Genomic DNA, 22,700 nt, shown 5'->3' with positions numbered 1-22,700 from the left:
ACGGTTGCGCGACTAGGTCCGGGTCAGCAGGACGTCGTGCGCCTCGTTCACCTCGAAACGCCAGCCACCGTCGAGCAGCGCGGTGAAGAAGTCGTCCTCGATCACCGCCGGCCCCTCGCCGCTGGCGCCACCGGCCAGGTGGGCCACGCGGAACAGCGGCAGCTCGGCGCCGGCAACGGTGCGCGAGCCGGCGGCCTTCGCGACGGCGCGGGTCTTGCCGAAACCGCCCTTGAGCTGTGCATGCGTGATCGGCTTGACCGCGAGCAGCGACAGGACGATGCGCGACTTGGCCGAGACGTCGGCCGGCCACGACGGCTCGGCGCCGAGCGCGCGATCCTCCTCGCCGCCGACCTTGAGCGTGAACTGCAGGCTGCAGTCGTCGAGCTCCGCGCCTTCGGCGAACATGCCGCGGCGCGCCCGCTCCACGAGCTGGTCGCGCACGGCCTCGAAGCTCTTTGCATCGGCCTTGGGCAGCGGCAGCTCGTATTCGTGGCCGACATCGGAGAAGCCGATGCCGAAGGCCGAGAACACCGGCGCCAGCGCCGGCACGATGATGCTGCGGATGCCGGCGGCCGCGGCGACGCGGCACGCCAGCAGCGGACCGGCGCCGCCGAACGCGGCGAGCACCGTGTCGTCGCCAATCGTCGCCTGGGCCTTGAGCGCCGCTGCGATCTTCGCCACCCAGGCCTCGATCATCGCCTCGGCCGCCGCGTCGACATCGATGCCCAGCGGCTTGGCGACGTGTTCCTCGATCGCCGCCCGCGCGCGCGCGGCGTCGATCTTCAGCTGCCCGCCGAAGTAGGTCGCCGGATCGAGCAGGCCACGGACCAGCACGGCGTCGGTGATGGTCGCCAGCGTGCCGCCGAGACCGAAACAGGCCGGACCGGGGGCACCGCCGACCGATTCCGGACCGACGCTCACGGCCTTGCCGCCACCGACCTTGATGATCGAACTGCCGCCGACACCGACGGAAACCACCGCGGACAGCGGGAAGGAGGTGGTCACGCCCTCGACCTGGCCACGGCTGTCGACGCGCACCTGGCCGTCCTGCACTTCGAGGATGTCCGTCGTCGTGCCGCCGACGTCCATCGACAGCAGATGCTTGAAGCCGTAGTGCGCCGCCAGCGCACGCGCACCCTCGGCGCCGCCGCGCGGCCCGGAGCTGTAGGTCTTGATCGCGATGGTCTTGGCAACGCGCGCCGAATAGCCGTCGTTGCGGAAGATCAGCAGCGGGTTACGCGTCTTGTAGTCGCGCAGCTTGCGCTCCGCGCTGTACAGAAAACGCTCCATCGCCGGATGCAGGAACGCATTGAGCAATGCGGTCCAGGCGCGGCGCACGTCGTCGCCGTCCTCGACGACTTCGTGCGAGTACAGGACCGGCACCGCGCCCAGCAGATGCTGCGGGAACTTGCGCAGCAAGGTGTGCTTGAGATCGTTCTCGAGCACGTTGCGGCGGGCGCCGCCGCAGGCGACGACGATACGGTTGGCACCGCTCGACGCCAGCTGGGTGACCGCGCGGGTGACCGCGGTATCGAGGGCTTCGCCTTCGAGCTTGGCATCGAGTACGGTAATGCGCTCGCCGACGATCGCGTCGAACAGCCCGCCGTCTTCCGCCTTGCGGATCGCCTCGGCAGCAAGCGTGCCGCCGAGAATCAGACCCAGGCGCGGACCCTTGCGCTCGACCAGGGCATTGGTGCCCTGGGTCGTCGAGTAGCGGATGTACTCGGTCGACAGCAGCAGCGCCTGAATGTCTTCTTCGCCGTAGATCTGCGCCGACACCTTGCTCAGGCCGTCGAGCAGGCACTTCGAAAGATCGTAGGGCGTGGTGATGGTCTTGGTGCGGTAGACCTGGGCACCGTCGATCACGCAGATATCGGTCAGCGTGCCGCCATTGTCGATGTTGATCAGCTTGCCGGCAGCCGCCGGCGCGCGCGCCGGCATCGCGCCGGCCGCGTTCTTTTGCACTGCGGTATTCATGCCCGCCCTCGGGTTGGAAGGAAGTAAGGCAGCGGGTCCATTGCCCGCCGTGCTGGCAATTCGGCCATGTCGTCTCCTCGGAAGCACTCAGCCGGTTGTCTCGTTCTTGGGTCGTGCAGGCCTGAGCCACACGACGATTTCAGACTAGCGAAAGGCCCGTCACCCACCACCACCCCGACGGGTAGTTCCTGTGCGCGGGGAACGCGAGATCATGCGTCGTGCAGGGCCCCGGCCATGCACATCGCGTCGTGCCCGCGCGCCGGGCCGGCCGATGGGCAGGCCCAGAACATCCGCGAACGAGGAGAGCGATACATGAAGCGAGCGACATTCATCGCTGCAACGGCGGCGATGCTGGCGACCGGCGCAGCCGGCGCACAGTCGGACGATGCAACGCCGCGACGAATCGAGAACATGGGCAGACCGGTCTACGTCGCGCCGATGATCTCGTTCACCGTCGACGACAGCGCGCGCCGGACCAAGGTCGGGTATGGCGGCACGCTCGCGCTCGGCACGCGCGTGCTGAGCTTTGCCGCCGTCGAGGCGATGGCCTACTACACCAAGTTCAACGACGAGAACGATATCTACGTCGGTGCCCGCACCGAGGCCACCGGTTACGGCGGCAACCTGCTGCTGTTCCCGCTGCCGGGTGCGATGCGCGACGTGTTCCTGCTCGCGGGCGCCGCCTACAACGACGTGCGCCAGCACCCGTACACGGCCGGCGGTGCGGTGGGGCTCGCCGACTACGACTCCACGGTCTACGACCTGGGCCTGGGTTATCTCGGCGCCTTCGACCTGTTCGGCAACCCGGCGGCCCTGCGCTTCGAGGCCAGGTACCGCCTCGACGACCACGGCGAGGAAGGCCTGGGCGACGGCAGCGACGATCAGTTCGGCGACGTCGTGCTCAGCGCGGGCTTCATGTTCCCGCTGTTCTACAGCCCGCCGCCGCCCCCGCCGGCGCCCGAACCGGTCGAGGTCGTCGCGGTGGCGGATGCCGACTACGACGGCGTGATCGACGACATCGACCAGTGTCCCGATTCGCCGTACGGCGCCACCGTGGATGCGACCGGCTGCACGCCGGCCCCGGAGCCCGAGCCCGAACCGGTCTGCGCGCCGGTCGGCGAGAACGGCGAAGTGGATCTGGCGGGATGCACGACCGGCGACGTCGTCGTGCTGCAGGGCGTCACCTTCGAGTTCGACAGCGAGCGGCTGACCGCCGACGCGCAGACGATCCTCGATGGTGTCGTTGCCGCGCTGCAGGCGGCGCCAGACATCAGCGTCGAGGTCGGCGGCCACACCGATGCCCGCGGCGCCGACGACTACAACCAGCGCCTGTCCGAGCGTCGCGCCGCCAGTGTTCGCGACTATCTGGTGGACCGGGGCATCGACGGCGCGCGCCTGAGCGCGGTCGGCTACGGCGAGGCCAGCCCGGTGGCGGACAACGATACCGATGAAGGTCGCGAGCAGAACCGGCGTGTCGAACTGACCGTGCAGTAGCCCTCCATGCGCAGCCCGGTTCCGTGCCGGGCTGCGCTTCCTCCTCCCATCACACGACTGCCGATGAAAAGAAGAATTGCCGCCCTCGTCTGCCTGTCGGCGTCCACGGGCGCTTCCGCCACCTACGGTCCGTTCGAGCACGGCTACGGCATCAAGTCGATGGGTGCCGGCGGCGTCGGCTTCGCTCATGCCGAGGACGGGTCCACGCTCAACGCCAATCCCGCCACGGCCGCGCTGCTCGGTCATCGCCTCGACGCCGGGCTCAACTGGGTGACGGTGCTGCCCGGCGGTCGGCTGCTCGGCAACGCCGCCGGACCGGATGACACCTTCAAGTCCGACGGCCAGCGTCATTTCCCGATCCCGCAGGGCGCCTACGTGCGTCCGCTGACCGGGCGGGTGACGGTGGGCGCGACGATGTTCGCGGCGGGACTGGGCAGCGACTACAAGCGCAATCCCTACGCGCGCTTCGGCGGCGATCCGCGCGGCGGCCTCGGGCTGAACCAGGCCGGCGTGTCCTGCGTGATCGCGTTCCGGCCGCATCCCGATCACGCGCTGGGTTTCTCGCTCAACCTCGGCTACCGCGAACTGGAGATCGAAGGCATCCAGCCCTTCGCGTCACTGTCCGAGAACCCGGGCAAGTTCACCAACCAGGGGCGCGACGGCGGCTTCGGCGGCAGCGTGACCGTGGGGTGGGTCGGCGATCTCGGCGGCGGCCTGAGCGTCGGCGCCGCGTACCGCAGCCGGACCTGGATCGAGCGGCTCGACGACTACGCCGGCGTGCTGCCCAACCAGGGCCAGCTCGATCTGCCGGCGATCTGGGGAGGCGGCCTCGCCTACCGCTTCACCCCCGACGTGACCGTGTCCGTCGACGTCCAGCACGTCGAGTACGAGCAGGTCGCTGCCTTCGGCAATCCGCTGTCGCGCCTGGACGAAGGCAAGCCGCTGGGCTCGGACGACGGTCCCGGTTTCGGCTGGGACGACCAGACCATCTACAAGATCGGCGTTGTCTGGAAACCGCGCGAGCGCCTGACGCTGCGTGCCGGCTACAGCGAGTCCACCGTGATCGTGCAGCCGTCCGACACGCTGTTCAGCCTGCTGGCACAGGTCACCGGCAAGCGCCACGTCACCGTGGGCTTCACGCAGGAGCTGCGCGGCGGCTGGGAGTTCAGCGGCTACTACGCCCACATGGGGCGCAACGAGGTCGCCGGCGAGAACTCCATTCCCGCCGCGCTCGGCGGCGGCGAAGCCAACGTCTTCATCCGCAGCTACTCCGGCGGCTTCTCGCTGGGCCGGCGCTTCGGCGGGCCCTGATCCCGCTCAGAACAGGACGCCGAGGCCGCCGATGACGACGCGCCCGGCGGCCGGCTCGTAGTAGCGGCCGCCGAAGGCGTTGACCCGCAGGTTGTCGGTGTAGTCGATGTCGAAGACGTTGTTGAGTGCGAGCCATGGCCGCAGCGTGAGCTCGCCGGCGCGCCCCTCCCAGGACAGCCGCGCATTGGCGACGACGTATCCGGGGACGCGTTCGTCGTTGGCGTCCTCGGCGTACACGCGGTCGAGTGCGACGGCCTGCACGCGCGCAAGCCAGCCGGGATGCGGCGTCCACGCAGCCTCGACGAACAACTGCTGGCGCGGAATGCCGGGCAGGTCGTTGCCGCCGAAATCGCTGTCGCCGAGCCGGTAGGCGTCGTAGCGATAGTCGTTGACGCTGTACGCACCGGACACCGTCAGCGACGGCAGTGCCTGCCAGGCGACACTCAGCTCGACACCGTCGCGCTCGGTCGCGCCGGCGTTGCGATAGAAGCTGCGGCCCGGCTGGTCGTCCAGTTCGAAGCGCACCAGCTCGTCGTCGTTGCGCACGCGGTAGACGGCCAGTTCGGCACGCAGGCTCGCGCGTTCGAGCTTGATCCCCGCCTCGAGATTGCGCGACTGCGCCGCCTCCAGGTCTGGGTTGAAGCCGCCGCCGCCCGGATTCGCGAGTTCGTTGTTGGTGGGTGTCTCGAAGCCGCTGCCGTAGCGTGCGTACAGCAGCGTGTCCGCGGCGAGCCGGTAGCCGAGGCCGAGGTTGAAGCTGGTTTCCTCGAAGCGCCGTCGGCCGCTGTCGTCGCCGTCGCCGACGAAGGCATCGTCGACGTCGAGGCGGATCTCGTCGTAACGCAGGCCGAGCGCCGCGAACCAGGCCTCGCCGAGCGCCACCTGGTCGACGACGAAGACGCCCACGCCGCGCGCCTTCTCGACCTGGTCCAGCGTCTGCTCGCCGCGCACGCCGCCTTCGGCATTGTCGAAGCGCTCGCGCGCATCGCGCTGCGATTCGAAGTCGCCGCCGAAACTGAGCGTATGCGCCAGGCCTACGGTCGCGAACCTGCGGTCGAGCTGCGCTCCGACGCCGCCGAAGCGACGGTCGAACACGGTCTGGCCGCCACCCGCGAACGGCAGCCGGTTGGCGAAGTCGCGCTCGCCGAGCCAGCCGCGCACACGCAGCTCGGTCGCGCCATCCAGCGCCCGCGACCAGTTGGCCGCGACGCGCTGCTGCTCGATGCGCTCGCCGACCGCGAACCGCAGTGCCGCCGGATTGGCGGCCGACGATTCGGCGTCGGCTTCCGCCCGCGTCAACGCGCCCGGGTCGAGTGCATCGATCTCCAGCGTGTTGAGCGACAGGTCGAGCACGCCGCCGCCCACTGCGGCACTGAGCCGCCCACTGGCCAGGGTGCTGTCCGCGGCCATGTTGTCGCGATGGCCGTCGAGTTCGCGGCGGGCGATCGACGCCAGCCCGCTGATGTTCTCGCCGACGCCGCCGGCCTCGGCCCGCCAGCGACGCTCGCCGAGTTCGCCCACGACCAGGTCGACGCGCCCGTAGCGGCGCTCCGGCGCACTGCGCGTGCGCAGGCCGACGACGCCGCCGGCGCCGTTGCCGTAGAGCGCCGAGGTGGGGCCGCGCAGCACTTCGACGCGATCGAGCAGGGCGAGGTCCAGCGCATCGAGATCGGTCTGGCCGTCCGGCATGGTCAGCGGCACGTCGTCGAGCAGCACGCGGATACCGCGCACACCGAAGCTCGCGCGACTGCCGAACCCGCGGATCGACAAGCGCAGGCCCTGGTTGAGGTTGTAGCGGTTCTGCGCGTACACGCCGGGCACGCGGACCAGCGCCTCGTCGAGCGCGAGCTGCGGATCGCCGCGCAGATCGCTCGCCGACACGGCGCCGATTGCGGCCGGTGTCTGTGACCACGGCAGGTCAATGCGCGGGCTGGTGACCTCGATCGGATCGAGCGGCTGCTGGGCCTGCGCGGTCGCAAGGACCGCCGGCGCGAGCAGGCCGGCGACGAGACAGCCGGTGGAGAGGCGGCCGGTGGCGAAACAGCGTATGGGCATGGATCGGAATTCCGGGGGCGTGTTCAAACCGAAGGCCGGGCCGCGATGCGGTCCGGCCTTCGGCATGTTAGCGATCGGCTCCGGTCGTGCCTCACCTGTTTGCGGTGCGAGGCATGCGACCTGCCGGCAGCGTCAGTTCCCGGCGGGCGGCGCCAGTGTCAGTGCGGCCCGCTGTTCGATGAACATCTTGATCGCGGCGATCTCCTCGTCGCTGAAGACGTCGCCGTACCTGGGCATGCCGAGCGGCTTCAGCGCACCGTCGCGCACCACGGCGACGAAGTAGTCCGTCACCCCGGGTTCCAGCAGCCGCAGGTCCGGCAGCACGCCGCCACCGACCGCACCGGCACCGTGGCAGACCGCGCAATAGTGCTGGTAGTGCTTCTGACCGAGGGCAAGCGTCGCTTCGTCAGCGTCCGGAGCCTTGGGCGGCGTCAGCGGCTCCGGCTCGGCGCGCGCCGGCAGCGTTGCCTTGCCGCCGAGCTTGAAGACCAGCATGCGGCCGGTGTGCTGCCGCCCCGCGGCCTGGGTCACGCCGCCGCCGAGCAGCGCACCGGCGCCGCCCCAGCCTGCCATCAGCACGACGTACTGTTCGCCGTCCATCTCGAAACTCATCGGCGCGGCGATCACGCCGGACTGCACGTCGTACGACCAGCGCTTCTCGCCGGTGTCCGCGGTGTAGGCCTCGAACTGGCCGGTCGCGGTGCCCTGGAACACCAGATTGCCGGCGGTCGCGAGCGTACCGCCGTTCCAGTAGACCGGACGCGGCGCGCGCCAGACTTCCTTCTGGGCGACCGGATCCCAGGCCAGCAGGGCGCCGGAGCCGAACTCGGCCGGCAGGTCGACGATGTCGGCAAGGCCGGCACCGGTGTTGAAGCCGCGCAGCCCGAAGGTGAAATCCTTGCCCTCGTTGCTGTAGATGCCGGCGAGTTCCTGGTAGGGGATGTAGACCAGCCCGGTATCCGGCGAGTACGACATCGGCTGCCAGTTGTGCGCGCCGAGCGGGCTGGGCCACTGCACCGACGGCGCGGTCACGTAGCGTGCGCCCTCGGCCTCGATCGGTCGGCCGGTCTTCAGGTCGACGCCGGTCGCCCAGGTGACCTTGCCGTAGGGTTCGGCCGAGAGCAGTTCGCCGGTCTCGCGGTCGAGCACGTAGAAGAAGCCGTTCTTCGGTGCCTGCATGATGACCTTGCGCGTCGTCTCGCCCATCGGCAGTTCGGCAAGGATCAGGTGCTGCGTCGCGGTGAAGTCCCAGGTGTCGCCGGGCGTCACCTGGTAGTGCCAGACCAGCTTGCCGGTATCCGGCCTGAGCGCGAGGATCGACGAGACATAGAGGTTGTCGCCGCCGCCGGGGCTGCGCATCTCGCGGTTCCACGGCGAGCCGTTGCCGGTGCCGATGTAGAACAGGTCGAGCTCAGGGTCGTAGGCCATGGCATCCCAGGTCGTACCGCCGCCGCCGTACTCCCAGTACTTGTCGCCGTTCCAGGTCTTGGCGGCGGCCTCCAGCTCGGGATGCTCGTAGGGCTTCGACGGATCGCCGGGCACGGTGTAGAAGCGCCACAGCATCTTGCCGGTCTCGGCGTCGTAGGCGGAGAAGTAACCGCGCACGCCGAACTCGGCACCGCCGTTGCCGATGATCACCTTGTCCTTGATGACGCGCGGCGCGCCGGTGATCGTGTACGGCTTGCTGTTGTCGGTAGTCTGTACGCTCCACACCGGCTTGCCGGTGGCGGCGTCGAGCGCGATCAAACGACCGTCGAGCGTGCCCAGGTACACCTTGCCCTTCCACAGCGCCACGCCACGGTTGTTGACGCCGCAGCAGGCCTGTTCGCCCTTGACCTTCTCGACCTGCGGATCGAACTGCCACAGCAGCTTGCCGCTGCGCGCATCGACGGCGATCGCACGGCTCCAGGCCAGCGTCGCGTAGAGCACGCCGTCGTGATACAGCGGCGTCGACTGCAGGCCGCGCTTGTTGTCGAGATCCAGCGACCACGCCAGACCCAGTTCGCCGACGTTGTCGGCCTTGATCTGCTCGAGCGGGCTGTAGCGCTGCTCGGAGTAGCCGCGACCGTAGTTGAGCCAGTCGCCGCCGCCGTCGGCAAGCGCGACGATGTCGTCGCCGTCGATGTCGGCGACCTGCTTCGCGGCGGGGGCATCCGCCTTCGGGGACTCGGCGTCGCCGCCGGACCGCGAGCACGCTGCCAGCAGGCCGATCAGCAGCGCACAGGCGAGGCTGCGCATCGTGGTGGTCATCAGGATTCTCCTCGGTGCCTTGGTGTTCTGCAGCAGCGAAACTTATGACACAAGCCGGCCGCGCCCCGCTACACCCGGCCCAGCCGTTGCAGGGCGACGTGCGTCAGGTACTTGTCGTAGATCGACTCGTCGTTGACGGAGGTCTTGTGGCCGCCGGACAGTTCGCGCACCTGTTCGAGCCGCGTAATGCGTCCGGTCTGGAATTCGTAGGCGTGCACGTAGGCCCACGACCAGTACGGGTGCGCGCCGTTCATGAAGCGCTGTCCGTCCTTCTCGTAGAGGCTGTAGCAGCCGTCGAAGGAGCGGAACTCGAGGCCCTGGCGGTCGTAGGTCACCATCGCCACCGGCATCCAGTTGCGCGCGTCGAACCACACGCGCTTCTTGCTCACCGGCGCGCGTGTGAAGCCCGTGGGTTCGGCCTCGCAGATGATCGTCTCCGGCACCATCTCGACGACGCTGTCGAAGAAGCTCTCGTTCTTCGGCCCGCCCTGCACCGGATGCTCCCAGTTCTCATGCTCGGGATGCCAGCCGCCGGAGACGCCGGCGAGCAGCGGCTGACGGCCGATGACCTTGTAGTTGCCCCAGGTATGCAGCGGATCGCCCGCCGCCCAGGCATCGGACAGATAGAGCGCGGAACCGGCGACCAGCGGCTCGAAGCGCTGGTTGGTCGGAAACTGGCGCACACGCCGGAAGTGCGGCACGTAGCCGTAGAGCTCGGGAAACTCGTTCTGGTCGTAGGGCCAGATGTTCAGATAGCTCGCGCCGCGTTCGCTTTCCGGCGCGGTGTAGACCACCGTGTTGAAGCGCAGCTTGTCGGCGTGCTTGGTCCAGTACGGTCTGGGCTCGAGTACCAGGCGCCCCACCGGCGACAGCTCGGCCCAGACGAGATCGTAGCGATAGTCCACGTTGCCGCCGGCGGCGACGTTGGACTCGCGTATCGCGAACAGGTTGGCATCGTGCCGTCCCCAGGACAGGGTCAGGCCGGCGAACAGTTCCAGCGCATCCCCGCTGCCGGGAAACGGATGTCCGCCGATCCACGGCTGACCGTCGGCGGTGACGACGTTGCCCTGATCGTCGAAGCGCGCCTGTCCCTGGTGCCTGAGCGTGGCCTCCAGGTACTCCCAGGGACCGAGCTTCATCCAGTCGGTCGTCGTCGGCACCACCTTGAGGCGGCGCCCCATCCTGGCGACGTGGTGATACTTGGCCGGCTCGAGCAGGTCCTTCACGTGCTCGACGTTGTCGGCGGTGATGAAATCACCGGTCTTGATCCGCCCTTTCGTATACGCCTCGATCGACAGCAGCTCGTCGGGATAGGCCCGGCCGATCTCGCCGGTCGCGGCGATGGTCGGCCACAGCGGCGCCAGCAGCCCGGCGCCGGCGACGCGCGCACCGCGCTGCAGCAGCTCCCGGCGACTCAGACGCGACGACCAGCGCAGCGGCGTCATCGCCCTTCCCCGCGTCCTTGCGGAAAAGGAAAGCCGGCGGCATCGCGCCGCCGGCTGGAGGAGGCCGCCTGCTGGGGAGCGAAGGCGGCGGGGAGAGACGGCTCGGACATCGGCTCAGAACTGATACGTCAACCTCAACGTGAACTCCTCGGCGAAATCCAGCGTCGACAGCAGGTTGTCGTTCGGATTGCCCCAGAGTTCGCCATTGATGTAGTTGTAGAAGCCTTCGACGGTCACACCCTTGCCCGGGTTCCAGCGCACGCCGGGCTGGGCGAAGATGCCGCCTTCCGGGTCGAACAGCGTCGCGAACTCGATTTCCCAGATCTTGTTCGGGAACGGCTGCAGGAAGCCGAATACCACGTAGTTGGCGTTGTCGTTCTTGCCGGTGGTCGCACGCGTCGCCGTCGGCTCGAGCTCGTTCAGGGGCTTGCCGCCGTAGCCGGACAGATGGCGGCCGACCAGATCGCTGCGATTCTTGGTCAGCGCCTGGAACACGATGTAGGTGCCCGGGAACTCGGCGAAGAAGCGGTGCCACTTGTCGATCACCAGCGACACCGTGTACTCGTCCTGACGGATGTACTCCTGGCCGAGGGTGATGTTGGTGAAGGTGCGCTCCGGCGTGTACTGCGCCTCGATGTTGAAGATCAGCTGGTTCAGGAAGTCGTTGTCAGACTCGTTGACATAGCTGACACCGAGGGCAAACACGTTCTCCTGAAAGTACTCGCGCTCGATGTGCCCGCGCAGGCTGTCGTTGGCGGCGATGAAGAAGGTGTTGAGCTGCGCGGCGGCCTGTCGGGCATTCTCGACCGGTGTTGCGTAGACGTCCTGGGAGCCATCAAAGTCGGTGATGCTCGCATTCAGACCGGTGATTCCATCCAGCCGCACCTCGGCTGCGTAGCGGAACCACTCGTCGGCCGAGTACACGCCGCCGGGTGACGCCTCGAACGGCGAATTGGCGAGCGCTTCGCCTGAATCGGCATAACGCCGGCACAGCGTCGCGTCGAAGGCACCGCCGTTGCAGAAGCCGCCATCGCCGGCCGGCACCTTGGCCGCGTAGAGCACGTTCACCAGGCTGCCGAGCGGGCCGGTGAGCTGCTTGTTGACGCCGCTCTTGGTCCAGCGATAGACGCCTTCCGGCCCGTAGCGCCGTGATGCCGCCGCCTGCCAGCCCCACTGGCCGTAGTCCGCCTTCAGGCGCAGGCCGTAGACGAGCTCGTCATCGTAGCCGCCCTGCTCGTAGCGGTCCTGGACCGTGAACTGCACCGGGATGATGTTGTACGGCGTGTTCGGGTTGCCCAGCACGGTCGGCTGGAACTTGCCGACATAGCTGTCGAGCAGGATGTTGTCCGTCATCTGGTAGCTCAGACGGGCAGACAGCATCGGCACGCGCTTGTCGGAGAACTCCTCGAGCGCACGATCGAGAATCGAATGGCGTCGCAGATCGAGACCGTTCGGCAGATCGAACACGCGGAAGAAGATCGACTGGCCCCAGGCGATCTGCTGGTTGCCGATGCGGAAGTTGAAGTCGCCGGTGTTGTACTCGAGTACCAGCGCCGGGAAGTAGACCTGATAGTCGCGGCCGGTCCACTCCAGCGGATTGGGTGTGTTGCCGCCGGCCACGATGTAGTCGAAATAGTTCGGCGACCGGGTGTAGAGCCGCTCGTCGAAGTCCTCGCCACCTTCGATGCCGTTGTTGAATTGCTCGACACTGCGCGCGTCCCATTCGTCGTAGAACGTCGGATCGTAGACCGCACGCACACGCGCGATCAGGCGCAACTCGGACGAAAAGCGGATGCCGACCTCACCCTCGGCACGCAGCACCGTGTAGTTGAAGTCGTTGTCGACCGACACGATCTCGTCACCGCGACGGATGTTGTCGCCAAATAATGGAAGCACGACAGAGCCCCACTCGCCGAGTTCTGTGCCCGGCACCAGCACCTGCAGCAGGCCATCTGAGCCGCCAACGACCGGCAGCAGCGCCGGCGGCACGAACGCCGTGCGCCCAACAGACCGATCGTTGAAGTAGTTGCCGCCCTGATTGTTCGGATTCTCCAGCGCCGTCGTGCGCGCCGCCATCTCCGCGCGGACAAAGCCGCCGAAGCTGACGTCCATGTCCTCGAACAAGCCGGCCGACGCCGGAACGCTCAGTCCGAGACCCACTGCAAGGGCGCCGGATTTCAGCAGGTGCTGCCGGACGTGAAAGTCGTTCATTGCCTTAAGTCCTCTCTCTCCAAAGAGACACACCTTGAATGCGGCTCGCTCGATGCCCCGGTCTTGTCGCGCCGGAGTGCGCTTGCGAAACCCCCAAGCGAAAACTAGTTGCGCAGCCTTACTGCTCCACTCTCAGAATCCGTGCGGCATTGCCGACCGCAAGCGGCGCGCTGCCGTCCTGCGGGTGTGCGGCGCCGCTGTACCAGCCGGTGGCGACATCTGCACCTTCGACCCGCGTCCACGTCGCGCCGTTGTCGCTGCTGACCAGCATGTCGCGCATGCCGGTGACGAGCACGCCGCCGGCTGCACTGATGCTGACGCCAAGCAGATTGGCGTGAGTCGGACGCTCGACCGCGGTCCAGCTGACGCCGTCGTCCTCGGTCTTGAGGATGTAACCCTCCTGTCCGACGGCATAGCCGCTGCCGTCGGCGCGCAGGCTCAGGCCGAACAGCGTCGGATCGACTCCGTCGACAGCGCTTTCGCCGGCATGGCCGACCTGCCAGCTCTGGCCACCGTCGTCGCTGCGCAGCGCCAGTCCGAGTTCGCCGACGACCCATGCGCGGCCATCGTCGGCCAGCTGCACGCCGTACATGCTCGGCTCGAAGAAATCCCCGAGCCGTCCTGCGGTGTCCTTGAAGGTGCCGGCCCATTGCGGCGCACTCGGCGCCCAGGTCCGGCCGCCGTCGGCCGAGCGCAGCAGCGCACCGAAGGCGCCGACCGCGAGCGCAACGCCGTCAGCGTTGACGTCGACACCGAACAGGCGTTCCTGGGTGCCGCTCTGGACTTCGCTCCATTTCCCGTCAGCGCCGCGCACCAGCACCGCGCCCATCTGGCCGACGGCGATCGCGCGCTCGCCGCGCACAGCCACGCCGAGCATCGACAGTCGCGTCGGCGTCGCTTCGCGCGTCCAATTCGCGCCACCATCCGTAGATCTGAGTATCTCGCCGCCCGCGCCGACCGCGTAGCCGGTCGCGCCGTCGAAATCGACGTCGAACAGCGCCTCGTGCGGGATACCGCTCGACACTGTGACCGGTGTCGGCGCGGCGGAGCCTGCGCCTGCGAAAACGAGCGCAATCACGATGCTGATCCTGCCCATCCATCCTGCCTGCATGCTGATCTTCCCGAAGTAGCGGGGGCGCTTGCGCGCCCCCGCTCGAGGCTTACACCTGGCCCAGACGCTGCAGGGCCTGCTGGGTGAAGAAGCGGCTGTACATCTTCTCGTCCTCGCCCTGCTTGAAGATGCTCTGGTAACCGCCCGTGCATTCCTTCTGGTGGGCGATTCGGCTCATGCGCCGGGTCTGCGAGTCGAACGACATCACATAGGTCCACGACCACGCCGTGTTCTTGCCGTCCGGGCCCTTGACCTCCTTGTCGCCGGCCTTGTACTGGCCAAAGCCGGCCTCGAAGTTGACCCAGGGCTTGTCCTGACGATCGAAGCGGATGCAGCCGCAGAACAGACTGTTGCGCACGTCGCAGTAGGCGATGCGGCGGCCGACCGGCGAACGCGGATAGCCGACCGGCTTGGATTCGAGCACGACCACTTCGGGTGCGAGCTCGTACTCGACGTCGAAGAAGGTCTCGCCCGTCGGCCCGCCGTGCACGTTGTGCACCCAGTTGTCGGAATCCGCACCGCCCCAGTTCGAGTTGAACGCCCCGAGCATCGGCTTGCGCTCGAGAATCTTGTACTCGCCCCAGGTCCGCATCGGATCGCCGGCGGCCCAGGCATCCGACAGGAACCAGGTCACGCCCGGGATCAGCGGTTCGAAACGCTGGTTGGTCGGGAACTGACGCACGCGGCGGAACTGCGGCAGGTAGCCGTACAGGTCCGGGAACTTGCGCTGGTCGTAGTACCAGGTCGACAGGAACGAGCTGCCGGCCACGTCCTGGGTGGCGGTGAACAGCACCGTCTGCAGACGCACGAGGTCCTTCATGTCGCGGAAGACCTTGCCGTCGCAGCGGCCCTGCACCTGCAGCTCGGCCCAGACCAGGTCGTAGCTGTAGCCCTTCGATCCGTCCGGATTGAACACGGTGTCGTTGATCGCGTACTGATTGTAGTCGCCGCGGCCCCACGACATCGCCATGTTGGCCTGTACTTCGTCGCCGGTCTTCGGGTCCGGGAACGGCATGCCGCCAGCCCAGTTCGAGCCGTCCGGCATGACCACGTTGCCATCGGCATTGAACTTGCCCGCAAGCCCGTTCTTCAGGTTGCGCATCGTTGCATCGTAGTACTCGTACGGGAACATCTTGGTCAGATCCGTTTCCGTCGCGCGGATCTTGATCTTGCGATTCATCGTCTTGATCTGGTCATAGACGATGGGATCGAGCAGCTCCTTGACGACGTCGACGTTCTGCGCGGTGATGAAATCGCCGGGCTTGATCTTGCCCTTGGTGTACATCTCGATCGACATCAACTCGTCGGGGTAGGCCTTGGCGATGCTCTGCTCGGCGGCGAACAGCTTTGACAGCGGCATCAGCACGCCCGCCCCGGCGCCCATCGCCACGTTCTTCATCAGCTGGCGACGTCCGTAGTTGAAGTCATATTTTCTGATATGCATCTGACTCTCCTCTTCTTGCCATCTGTACGGCCCGCTGGAAGCCGGGGGGCGCGTTCCGGCCTACCTCGTCGTGCTCCTGTCGGGCCCGCCGCGGCAGATGACGTGCATACGTCCCTGCCGCGTGCCCGGATGAATTCGCGCTGCTGCCATCATCCCGCTGCCGGCACCGCGCGCATCGCGGACGGCGGGTCAGAGTCCATGAACTGGGTCAGGTCGACCGACTCGCCGACCATCAGGTCCTCGCGCGCCGCGAACTTCGGCTTGATCAGCCACACCAGCAGCGGCAGCACCATCAGCGCCAGCACCATGTTGATCAGCATGATCGCGACCAGCAGCAGGCCCATGTCGGCCATGAACTTCAGATCCGACAGGAAGTACCACGGCAGGATGCCGATCAGCATGATCGTCGCCGTGAACATGATCGCCTTACCGGTCGTCGTCAGCGCGGCGGTGATCGCCTTGCCCCAGTCGTGACCCTGGCTGGTGAACTCCTCGCAGATGCGTGACAGCAGGTAGATGCCGTAGTCGATGCCGACGCCGACGCCGAGCACCGCCACCATCACCGAGTTGATGTCCAGACCGATGCCCATCACGTGCATGGTCGCGGTCAGCAGGAAGTTCGACAGGTTCACCGGGATCAGCACGATGACCGCGGCGACGACCGAGCGGTAGGCGTAGGTCGCGACGACGAAGATCGCGAAGTTCAGCAGGCCGAGGATCAGCCAGTGATAGCGGCTGACGACGACGTTCATCGCCTGCTGCAGCGCGATCGTGCCCGACGCCAGCCGTACGGTGAAGGCCTCATGGTCGGTGCCCACGGCCTCGACCGCGCGGCGCGCGCTGGCCAGGGCGGCGTCGACCGTCTCCTGCTTGTTGTCCTTGTACCAGAGCGAGATCGTGGAGTTCTGGAACTCGAAGTCGGTGATGTGGCTGAAGTTCACCGGATTGGTGCCGAAGACCACCGCGTTGCCGGCGGCGCGCACCGCGCTGTCGGTCGGGTCCAGCGGCAGCCACTTGGGATTGCCGCCGGAGAACAGGCGGTTGCCTTCCATCATGTAGTCGGTGAACGACAGCGTCGCGCGTGGCGGCATGGTCTCGTCGGCCTCGACCATCGCCTGGATCGCCATCGACACCTCGACCACACCCGGCGTGCGCGCGATGCGGTTGTTGATGTCGCGCTCCCGGGCTTCGAGCACGATCTCCAGCGTGTTGACGCCCGGGAAGTGATCGTTGACGGCGCGGATCGCCGTATTGAAGTCCGAGTCCTCCCACAGCAGGTTCGAGCCCTCGACCGGGTTGCCGATCTTGATCTGGAAGCTCAGCGCGATGGCGGCGATGGCGATGATGGTGAACACCGCCGTGGTCAGGCGCGCCTTAGGGCCGTAGGTGCGCGAGGCGATGCGCTCCAGCGCACGCTTCTGCAGCGCGTGGAAACCGGCATCGTCCTTCTCCGCGACGATCGCCTCGATGTTGCGCGGCGCCGGCAGATAGGACAGCAGGATCGAGATCAGGAACACGCCGGTGGGGATGATGCAGAACGCCCAGAAACCGCAGAACAGCGCGAAGCGTTCCATCGCCGGAATCGGCGCCACCGCGATGAAGACGATACCGAGGGCGTCGGTGATGACGCCGAGAATCGACGGCGCCATCATCACGCCCATCGTGATCTCGGCCGCCTTGCGCTTGTCCTTGATCTGCGCGTAGATCTCGTAGAAGCGCTCGGTGAACTGCACGCAGTGCGAGAACGATCGCGCGATCAGCAGCAGCGGCACGATCATCAGCAGCGGCTCGATCGGCGAGGTGATCCAGCCGACCAGCCCGAAGCCCCAGATGGCGGCCGTCGCCGAGCAGACGATCGGCGTCAGCGTGCCGGCGACGTTGCGCATGTACAGCGCCAGCGCGACGACGAGTGCCAGCAGGGTGATGCCGAAGATGGTGTAGGTCTGCTCCTGCAGCTTGTAGACCCAGCCGGTCAGGATCGGCTGGCCGACGACGTAGAGTTCGTGGTGCTCGTCGCGATACTGCTCGGCGAGCTGCTGCACCTGCTCGAAAACCACGTCGTACTCGAGCAGGTTCTCGAGGAAGGCTGCCGTCACCAGCGTGGCCGTCTCGTCACCCGAAACGTAGAACGTGCGCACGTTCGGACTCTGCTCGACACGGCGGCGGAAGTCGGCGATCTCCTCGTCGGTGTCCGGCACACTGTCTTCCATCAGCGGCCGCATGTCGACGCCATCGGGCGTCGCTTCAGCGTAACGCGCCTTCTCGGTCGCGATCGAGATCAGCGAGTCGTGGTTGATGCCCGGCGTCAGGTCGATGTCACGCGTGAACTGCCAGACCTTGCCGAGCGTCTCGGGGTTGTAGATGTCCTGCCCGTCGGTGCGCTTGATCATCACCGTCACGGTCAGCGGATTGCCGAAGTTCGGGTGATCCTTGAACACCTGGACGAAAGGATCGTCCTTGGGCAGCAGGTCGGAGAAGATCGTCTTGATCGTCACGCCGGGAATGCCGGCGGCGAATCCGAGCGTGACCAGCGCAAAGAACAGCGCGGCCCAGCCGCGGTGCGCCATCACCCAGGCGGCAATCCGGAAACGGGTCGAGTTCATCGGCGCGCCGCCTCCATGGACGGACGGACGCCTGCGGTGCGCCTGCGTGGACTTTCGTCGCCGAATACCGGCATCGAGCGGATATCGCCCAGCCCCACTTGCTGCATTTGCACTCTCCTCTCACGCACCGTTCGCTCGGCAGCATCGACATGCTGGCTGCCGGCCTGTGGCTGTGAATCCAGCCTTGATCATCTTCCGTAATGACCGTCTGGCCATGCACGGGCAGGTCTACTTTGTCGGTGCGGCCGAAACCCGTCACCACCCATTCGGGCAGGTTGACGCACTACCCCCCTGCACCAGAATCCGGAGGACCCCGGCAGCATGGATACGAATTCCGTCATGGGCACGATCAGAGCGCGCGCACGAGGTCCGGTCATGCTGTCTGTCTTACTGGCGCTGACCGGTCCGGCACAGGCCCAGACCGAGCGGCCGGCCGACGATCCGCACCAGGCCGTCGCCGAGTTCCTGCCGAGCTGCGCGCCGCGCTTCGCGCAGATCGACGCACGCGTTGCCGAGGCCGGCGTCGGCGATGCCAGCTACCGACGCGTCGAAGGCTTTCCCTATCTGCGCACCGACCGGCTGATGTCCTCGTACGATCGCGAGCTCGACGATCCCGACAAGCTGGACGCATGGCTGCTGCAGTTGCGCGACAACGACAATTTCTCGCGCGACATCGAGCTCCGCAACCTCGGCCTGGATACGCGCGAACGTTCGACGCTGCTGCTCGACATGCGCCTGTGCGCCGTGTGGTTGTCGTTCATGGAGACCGGTGACCCCGAGCGTCTGCGCGCCATGATCCGGGCCGTTCGCAAGACCGCCGAAGCGGCACCGTCGGCAGCGCCGCCGGAGCACGCCGACGCACCGGCATCGGGCCGCGCCACGCAGCGTGTCTGGCGCGCTGCAGCAAACGACGAGGCGCGCGAGCTGCTCGAACGGTTCGCGCGTCTGCCGCGTGACCCGCTGCGGCGGACCGGGCTGACGGTGGACGGCTGGCTGGCACTGGCGACGGAGTTCGCCCCCACGTGGATCATCGGCAGCGGTCGCGGCAACGCGACGCCTTCGGCGCTCGCCTGGCACGACACGCACCTCGTCGCGGATACCGCCAGGCCCACGGTCTATTTCATGCCTGCGTTCGCCCGCGCCGGCGACACGGTCCTGATGCAATTCCACTATTTCGTCTGGTTCGCGGGCGCGGACGGCGACATCGACGGCGTGATCTGGCGCGTGACGCTCGACGAGAACGGCCGGCCGCTGCTCTACGACAGCCTCGGCGCCGATGGCAGCGCTTATCGCATCCATCGTGCGCAGGCACTCGAGGTCCGTCATCCGCGCACGCTGGCGGCTGGCGTGATCGCCGAAGACGTCCTTGGCACCGGGCCGTTGCGCGTCCATGTCGATGCCGATACCGCCGCCGTCACCGCGGTCGAACCCGGCGAGCCGGTATCCGAGACTGCGGTCGCGACCACAGCGCGCGACTATGCGCTGGTGGCCTACGAGGAGTTGCTGGTGCTGCCACGCGGCGAGGGCACGATGAGTGCGTTCGACGCGAGCGGGCGACTGCGCGTGTCTTCCGGTCACCCGGCGCTGCAGCTCGGCCGCCATCCGCCGCTGGCGCCGTTGCAGCGGACCTTCGACGATCCGCGCCTGGTGGAAGCGTATTTCCTGTTGCCGCTGGACATGGCGCCGGAGCGCGTCGCCGGCAATCAGGTGATCAGGCCGTAGCTGCGCGCCGTCGTGATCGCCCGCAGGCGGTTGTCGACGCCGAGCTTGGCGTAGATGTTCTTCAAGTGGAACTTGACGGTGTTCTCGGAGACGAACAGCCGTCGCGCCATTTCCTTGTTGGACACGCCCTTGGCGAGCAGACCGAGGATCGCCTGCTCGCGCTCGGTCAGATCCTCGATCAGGGCGGCACTGCCCTCGCCGGCGCGACTGTCGGCCGCACCGCCGCAGGCCGCGATCAGGCGGGACAGGTATGCGGCGGCATCGTCCACGTCCGGTGGCGGCGTCGCCTGCAGCTTGGTCAGCAGCGGCAGCAGATCCTCGCGCTCCTCGACGAAGCAGCCGATATAGCCGCCGGTGGCGCCGACGCGCAGCGCTTCGACCAGGGCGCGCAGCGCGGCACGCTCGGTTCCGCTGCGCACGTGCCAGCGCGCCTCCAGCAGGCTCAGCCGCATGCGCGCGTAGGGGCGCTGCGCGCAGCGCCCGGACTGCTGCTGCAGCAGCTTCTGCGCATGCTCCGCGCGACCGCCGTGGATCGCGAGACGAATGGCGCCGTAGACCGGGTCGCCGAGATCGTCGGCGAACAGCATCCACGGCGGTGGCTCCGACGGCGGCATCAGCGTCGCCGCGAGCGTCTGCGCATAGGCCAGATGCCCCGAGGACAACGCGCGGCGGACGCGCTCCCAACCCACCTCGCGCAGCATCCGTGTCCAGCCGTTGGCGCGCGCGATCGACTCCATTTCGTCGAGACGCTCGTCGGCCTGCGCCTTGTTGCCGCGCGCGTCGCAGACCCGCACCATGCTCAGCAGGGCCACCGCGGCGAAATCGGGCAGCGTCGACTCGACGATGATGTCGTGATGCCGCTCGAACAGCGCCTCGGCCGTGTCGAGTTCGTTGGCCTCATACAGCACCCACAGGTAGCAGGCGTTCATGGCCGCGGCGGCGACCGAGCGGTCGAGCAGCGGTCGTGCCTCGCGCGCCGCGACGCGGCAGCGCTTGAGCGCGCCCTGCAGATCGCCCTGCAACAGGCTGACGCTGGCCGCGAGCGCGATGTTGTAGCCGCCGCTGAACGGCGACGAACCGCGCCGGGAATGCTCGTGGGCCAGCTCGATCAGGTGCGCCGCGTCGTCGAAACGGTTCTGCGACAGCGCGTGATATGCCGCGAGATTGCCGGCGGCGCCCAGTTCGAAGGCGGTATAGCCGTCGCTGTCGTCGCGTTCCAGCCGGACACGCCGCACGCGGCGGAACGCCTCGGCGAGATCGTCACTGGAGATCGCCGCCATCGACAGCACCACGTCCGGACGCAGCCGGTTGTCGTGCTCCATGCGCTCCAGTGCTTCCTGCAGCGGCTTGAGCGGCCCGCGACGGTGCAGGAACACGTAGGCCCAGGCGATCTTGACGATCAGCGCCGGGCGCCGTTCGATCGCCTCCCACGGAATCTGCGAGGCCCAGCGCTCCAGGGTGATCAGCTGACCGTCCGGCACCAGCTGCAGCGCCCATACATCGAGCGTATCCGCGGCGAGGTCCCAGTCCTGACTGGCGATGGCGTGATACACCGTCTCGGCGTGCATGCCGGCGTCGCGATGCCAGTGCGCGGCGCGGCGGTGCGCGTCGACGAGGGCCTCCGGATCGCGCGCGCCGAGCTGATCGGCCAGGCAGGTCGAAAACAGGCCGTGGTACTTGAACCAGCGCATCTCGTTGTCGAGGCTGCGCAGGAACAGGCCGGAACGCTCGAGCAGTTCGAGCAGGGATTGCGCGCCTGCGGCACCGGTCACCGCCTCGCACAGCGGGGCCGTGAGTCGCGTGAGCACCGCCGTGCGCAGCAGGAAGTCCTGCACGTCCGGCGGTTGCGTGGCCAGCACGTTGTCCGTCAGGTAGTCCGCCAGTTCGCGCGGCCGGTCCACGTCCAGCGCCGCGAGGCTTTCGCGGACACTGCGGCGTCCCAGCGACAGGCGGAACAGCTGCAGCGCAGCCGGCCATCCTTCGGTCTGGCGGTAGATGGCCTCGACTTCGACGCCGCTGAGCGCCAGCTCCGAGGCGTTCGAGAAGAACGCGCGCACCTCGTCGACCGAGAAGCGCAGCTCTTCGGCCGGAATCAGCAGTGCCCGCCCCTCCACCACCGCACGCGACAGGCCGATCTCCGGGACCGAGCGCGAGCCGACGTACAGCGTCACGTTCTCCGGCAGATGCTCGATCAGCTCACGGAAGAATCGCAGCAGCTCGGCGGCGGTCAGTGTCTGGAACTCGTCGAGGAACAGCGCCGTCGGACGCTCCAGCCGGCGCAGGCACTCGATCATCCAGTCCGAGCGCCGGCGGCTGCGCGCCGGTGGCGGATCGATCTCGGCATCCGGATCGAGCCCGCTGACGAGCGCGCGGATGTGCGGAAAGAACCGGCGCGGGTCGTTGTCGGCGTCGTCGAAGCTGAGCCACGCGGTGATGCGCCCTTCGGCCTCGCAGGCCTGCTTGATCTGCTGCAATGCGGTCGACTTGCCGTGGCCGGCGGGGCCCTGCAGCACGATCACGCGCGCATCAGGATGACTCAGCAGGCGCTGGTGCAGGGCACTGCGCTCGACGGCGCGACGCACCGAAGGCGGCGCGAAGAACTTGTGCGGGCACAGCACCGAGTCGCCGAACGGCTCGGCGGCCACGCGGCCGGTATCGATCTGCTTTGTCAGTGTCCTCACAATCGCACCCAGTCCACGAGACGCAGGGCCGCCGCATTGTGCGTCGTTTGCGCGGGACTGACCAGCATGCGCCGGCGTCGCGTCCTTCGCTGCAGTGCAGCGAAAACCGCCGCGACCTCCATCATGTTCAGTAGTGTGGCGGGACTTCGTCGACCGCAGCGCCCTTGTCGGCGCCGTCACCCATGCGCGCGAGACGCGCGGCGAGCTGCCGGCACAGCACCTCCAGATCCGCCACCCGCTGCTGCTGCCCGGCGAGGGCGTCGCTGAGCTGGCGCAGTGCGTCTTCCTGGAACGCGAGCTTGGTCTCGATCTCGATGAGGCGTTGTTCGTCCATGTCGGCCAGCATAACGAAAACGGGCCCGAAGGCCCGTTCGCGTCGTGCAGCCGGATGCAGGC

13 protein-coding genes are annotated in these 22,700 nt (G+C 67.6%); 3 read left to right on the top strand and 10 right to left on the bottom strand.

The genetic code is table 11. The features are described 5' to 3' along the window. Positions 1-12: 12 nt before the first annotated feature. Positions 13-1,977: a hydantoinase/oxoprolinase family protein gene (locus tag C8D93_RS11955; protein ID WP_245903896.1), complete on the bottom strand. Its 1,965-nt coding sequence runs from the start codon at positions 1,975-1,977 to the stop codon at positions 13-15. Positions 1,978-2,289: 312 nt separating this feature from the next. On the opposite strand from C8D93_RS11955, the gene C8D93_RS11950 reads away from it, so the two are divergent. Next, on the top strand, positions 2,290-3,471 hold the full coding sequence (locus C8D93_RS11950) for an OmpA family protein (protein WP_146216584.1): 1,182 nt from the start codon (positions 2,290-2,292) through the stop codon (positions 3,469-3,471). A 63-nt stretch (positions 3,472-3,534) separates the two neighbouring features. After that, complete coding sequence (locus C8D93_RS11945; protein ID WP_170124011.1) at positions 3,535-4,782, top strand: OmpP1/FadL family transporter; 1,248 nt, start codon at positions 3,535-3,537, stop codon at positions 4,780-4,782. Between the two features lie 6 nt (positions 4,783-4,788). Here the strand turns inward: C8D93_RS11945 and C8D93_RS11940 are convergent, their stop codons facing one another. The 7 genes from C8D93_RS11940 to C8D93_RS11910 all read right to left on the bottom strand — a co-directional run bounded on the left by C8D93_RS11940 (position 4,789) and on the right by C8D93_RS11910 (position 17,901). Continuing rightward, positions 4,789-6,837 carry a TonB-dependent receptor family protein gene (locus C8D93_RS11940; protein WP_170124010.1) on the bottom strand — a complete coding sequence of 683 codons (2,049 nt, stop codon included), beginning with the start codon at positions 6,835-6,837 and terminating at the stop codon, positions 4,789-4,791. Between the two features lie 132 nt (positions 6,838-6,969). Further along, positions 6,970-9,087 (bottom strand): PQQ-dependent dehydrogenase, methanol/ethanol family, encoded by a 2,118-nt coding sequence (locus C8D93_RS11935; RefSeq protein WP_110265428.1) that lies wholly within the window; start codon positions 9,085-9,087, stop codon positions 6,970-6,972. A 68-nt stretch (positions 9,088-9,155) separates the two neighbouring features. After that, positions 9,156-10,532: a DUF1329 domain-containing protein gene (locus tag C8D93_RS11930; RefSeq protein WP_110265427.1), complete on the bottom strand. Its 1,377-nt coding sequence runs from the start codon at positions 10,530-10,532 to the stop codon at positions 9,156-9,158. A gap of 114 nt (positions 10,533-10,646) precedes the next feature. Continuing rightward, the gene (locus tag C8D93_RS11925; RefSeq protein WP_110265426.1) at positions 10,647-12,743 is read right to left on the bottom strand and encodes a DUF1302 family protein; all 2,097 of its coding nucleotides are present in this window, start codon (positions 12,741-12,743) and stop codon (positions 10,647-10,649) included. Positions 12,744-12,861: 118 nt separating this feature from the next. Continuing rightward, positions 12,862-13,821 (bottom strand): WD40/YVTN/BNR-like repeat-containing protein, encoded by a 960-nt coding sequence (locus tag C8D93_RS11920; protein WP_170124009.1) that lies wholly within the window; start codon positions 13,819-13,821, stop codon positions 12,862-12,864. Positions 13,822-13,903: 82 nt separating this feature from the next. Then, a complete protein-coding gene (locus tag C8D93_RS11915) occupies positions 13,904-15,298 on the bottom strand; it encodes a DUF1329 domain-containing protein (RefSeq protein ID WP_110265424.1) in 1,395 nt (464 codons plus the stop codon). 149 nt (positions 15,299-15,447) lie between these two features. Next, positions 15,448-17,901 (bottom strand): efflux RND transporter permease subunit, encoded by a 2,454-nt coding sequence (locus C8D93_RS11910; protein ID WP_110265423.1) that lies wholly within the window; start codon positions 17,899-17,901, stop codon positions 15,448-15,450. A 375-nt stretch (positions 17,902-18,276) separates the two neighbouring features. On the opposite strand from C8D93_RS11910, the gene C8D93_RS11905 reads away from it, so the two are divergent. Beyond that, positions 18,277-19,623, top strand: a complete 1,347-nt coding sequence (locus tag C8D93_RS11905; RefSeq protein WP_146216583.1) for a hypothetical protein — start codon at positions 18,277-18,279, stop codon at positions 19,621-19,623. Here the strand turns inward: C8D93_RS11905 and C8D93_RS11900 are convergent. Both C8D93_RS11900 and C8D93_RS11895 read right to left on the bottom strand, forming a co-directional pair. Continuing rightward, positions 19,605-22,304, bottom strand: a complete 2,700-nt coding sequence (locus C8D93_RS11900; RefSeq protein WP_110265421.1) for a winged helix-turn-helix domain-containing protein — start codon at positions 22,302-22,304, stop codon at positions 19,605-19,607. The genes C8D93_RS11905 and C8D93_RS11900 overlap by 19 nt on opposite strands. Positions 22,305-22,431: 127 nt before the next feature. Continuing rightward, positions 22,432-22,638, bottom strand: coding sequence for a SlyX family protein (locus C8D93_RS11895; RefSeq protein ID WP_170124008.1), 207 nt, complete (start codon positions 22,636-22,638; stop codon positions 22,432-22,434). Positions 22,639-22,700 lie beyond the last annotated feature (62 nt).

It is taken from the genome of Sinimarinibacterium flocculans, from assembly GCF_003201205.1.
Lineage (GTDB): Bacteria > Pseudomonadota > Gammaproteobacteria > Nevskiales > Nevskiaceae > Solimonas > Solimonas flocculans.
Note: the sequence above shows the minus strand (reverse complement) of the source record. Positions and strands in the feature narration are given on the sequence as shown.

What these genes read in the sequence shown, in the direction of transcription:
- C8D93_RS11955 (WP_245903896.1), bottom strand. Translation starts at nt 1,977, where the DNA reads ATGAATACCGCAGTGCAAAAGAACGCGGCCGGCGCGATGCCGGCGCGC.
- C8D93_RS11895 (WP_170124008.1), bottom strand. Translation starts at nt 22,638, where the DNA reads ATGGACGAACAACGCCTCATCGAGATCGAGACCAAGCTCGCGTTCCAG.
- C8D93_RS11940 (WP_170124010.1), bottom strand. Translation starts at nt 6,837, where the DNA reads ATGCCCATACGCTGTTTCGCCACCGGCCGCCTCTCCACCGGCTGTCTC.
- C8D93_RS11935 (WP_110265428.1), bottom strand. Translation starts at nt 9,087, where the DNA reads ATGACCACCACGATGCGCAGCCTCGCCTGTGCGCTGCTGATCGGCCTG.
- C8D93_RS11930 (WP_110265427.1), bottom strand. Translation starts at nt 10,532, where the DNA reads ATGACGCCGCTGCGCTGGTCGTCGCGTCTGAGTCGCCGGGAGCTGCTG.
- C8D93_RS11910 (WP_110265423.1), bottom strand. Translation starts at nt 17,901, where the DNA reads ATGAACTCGACCCGTTTCCGGATTGCCGCCTGGGTGATGGCGCACCGC.
- C8D93_RS11925 (WP_110265426.1), bottom strand. Translation starts at nt 12,743, where the DNA reads ATGAACGACTTTCACGTCCGGCAGCACCTGCTGAAATCCGGCGCCCTT.
- C8D93_RS11950 (WP_146216584.1), top strand. Translation starts at nt 2,290, where the DNA reads ATGAAGCGAGCGACATTCATCGCTGCAACGGCGGCGATGCTGGCGACC.
- C8D93_RS11915 (WP_110265424.1), bottom strand. Translation starts at nt 15,298, where the DNA reads ATGCATATCAGAAAATATGACTTCAACTACGGACGTCGCCAGCTGATG.
- C8D93_RS11905 (WP_146216583.1), top strand. Translation starts at nt 18,277, where the DNA reads ATGCTGTCTGTCTTACTGGCGCTGACCGGTCCGGCACAGGCCCAGACC.
- C8D93_RS11945 (WP_170124011.1), top strand. Translation starts at nt 3,535, where the DNA reads ATGAAAAGAAGAATTGCCGCCCTCGTCTGCCTGTCGGCGTCCACGGGC.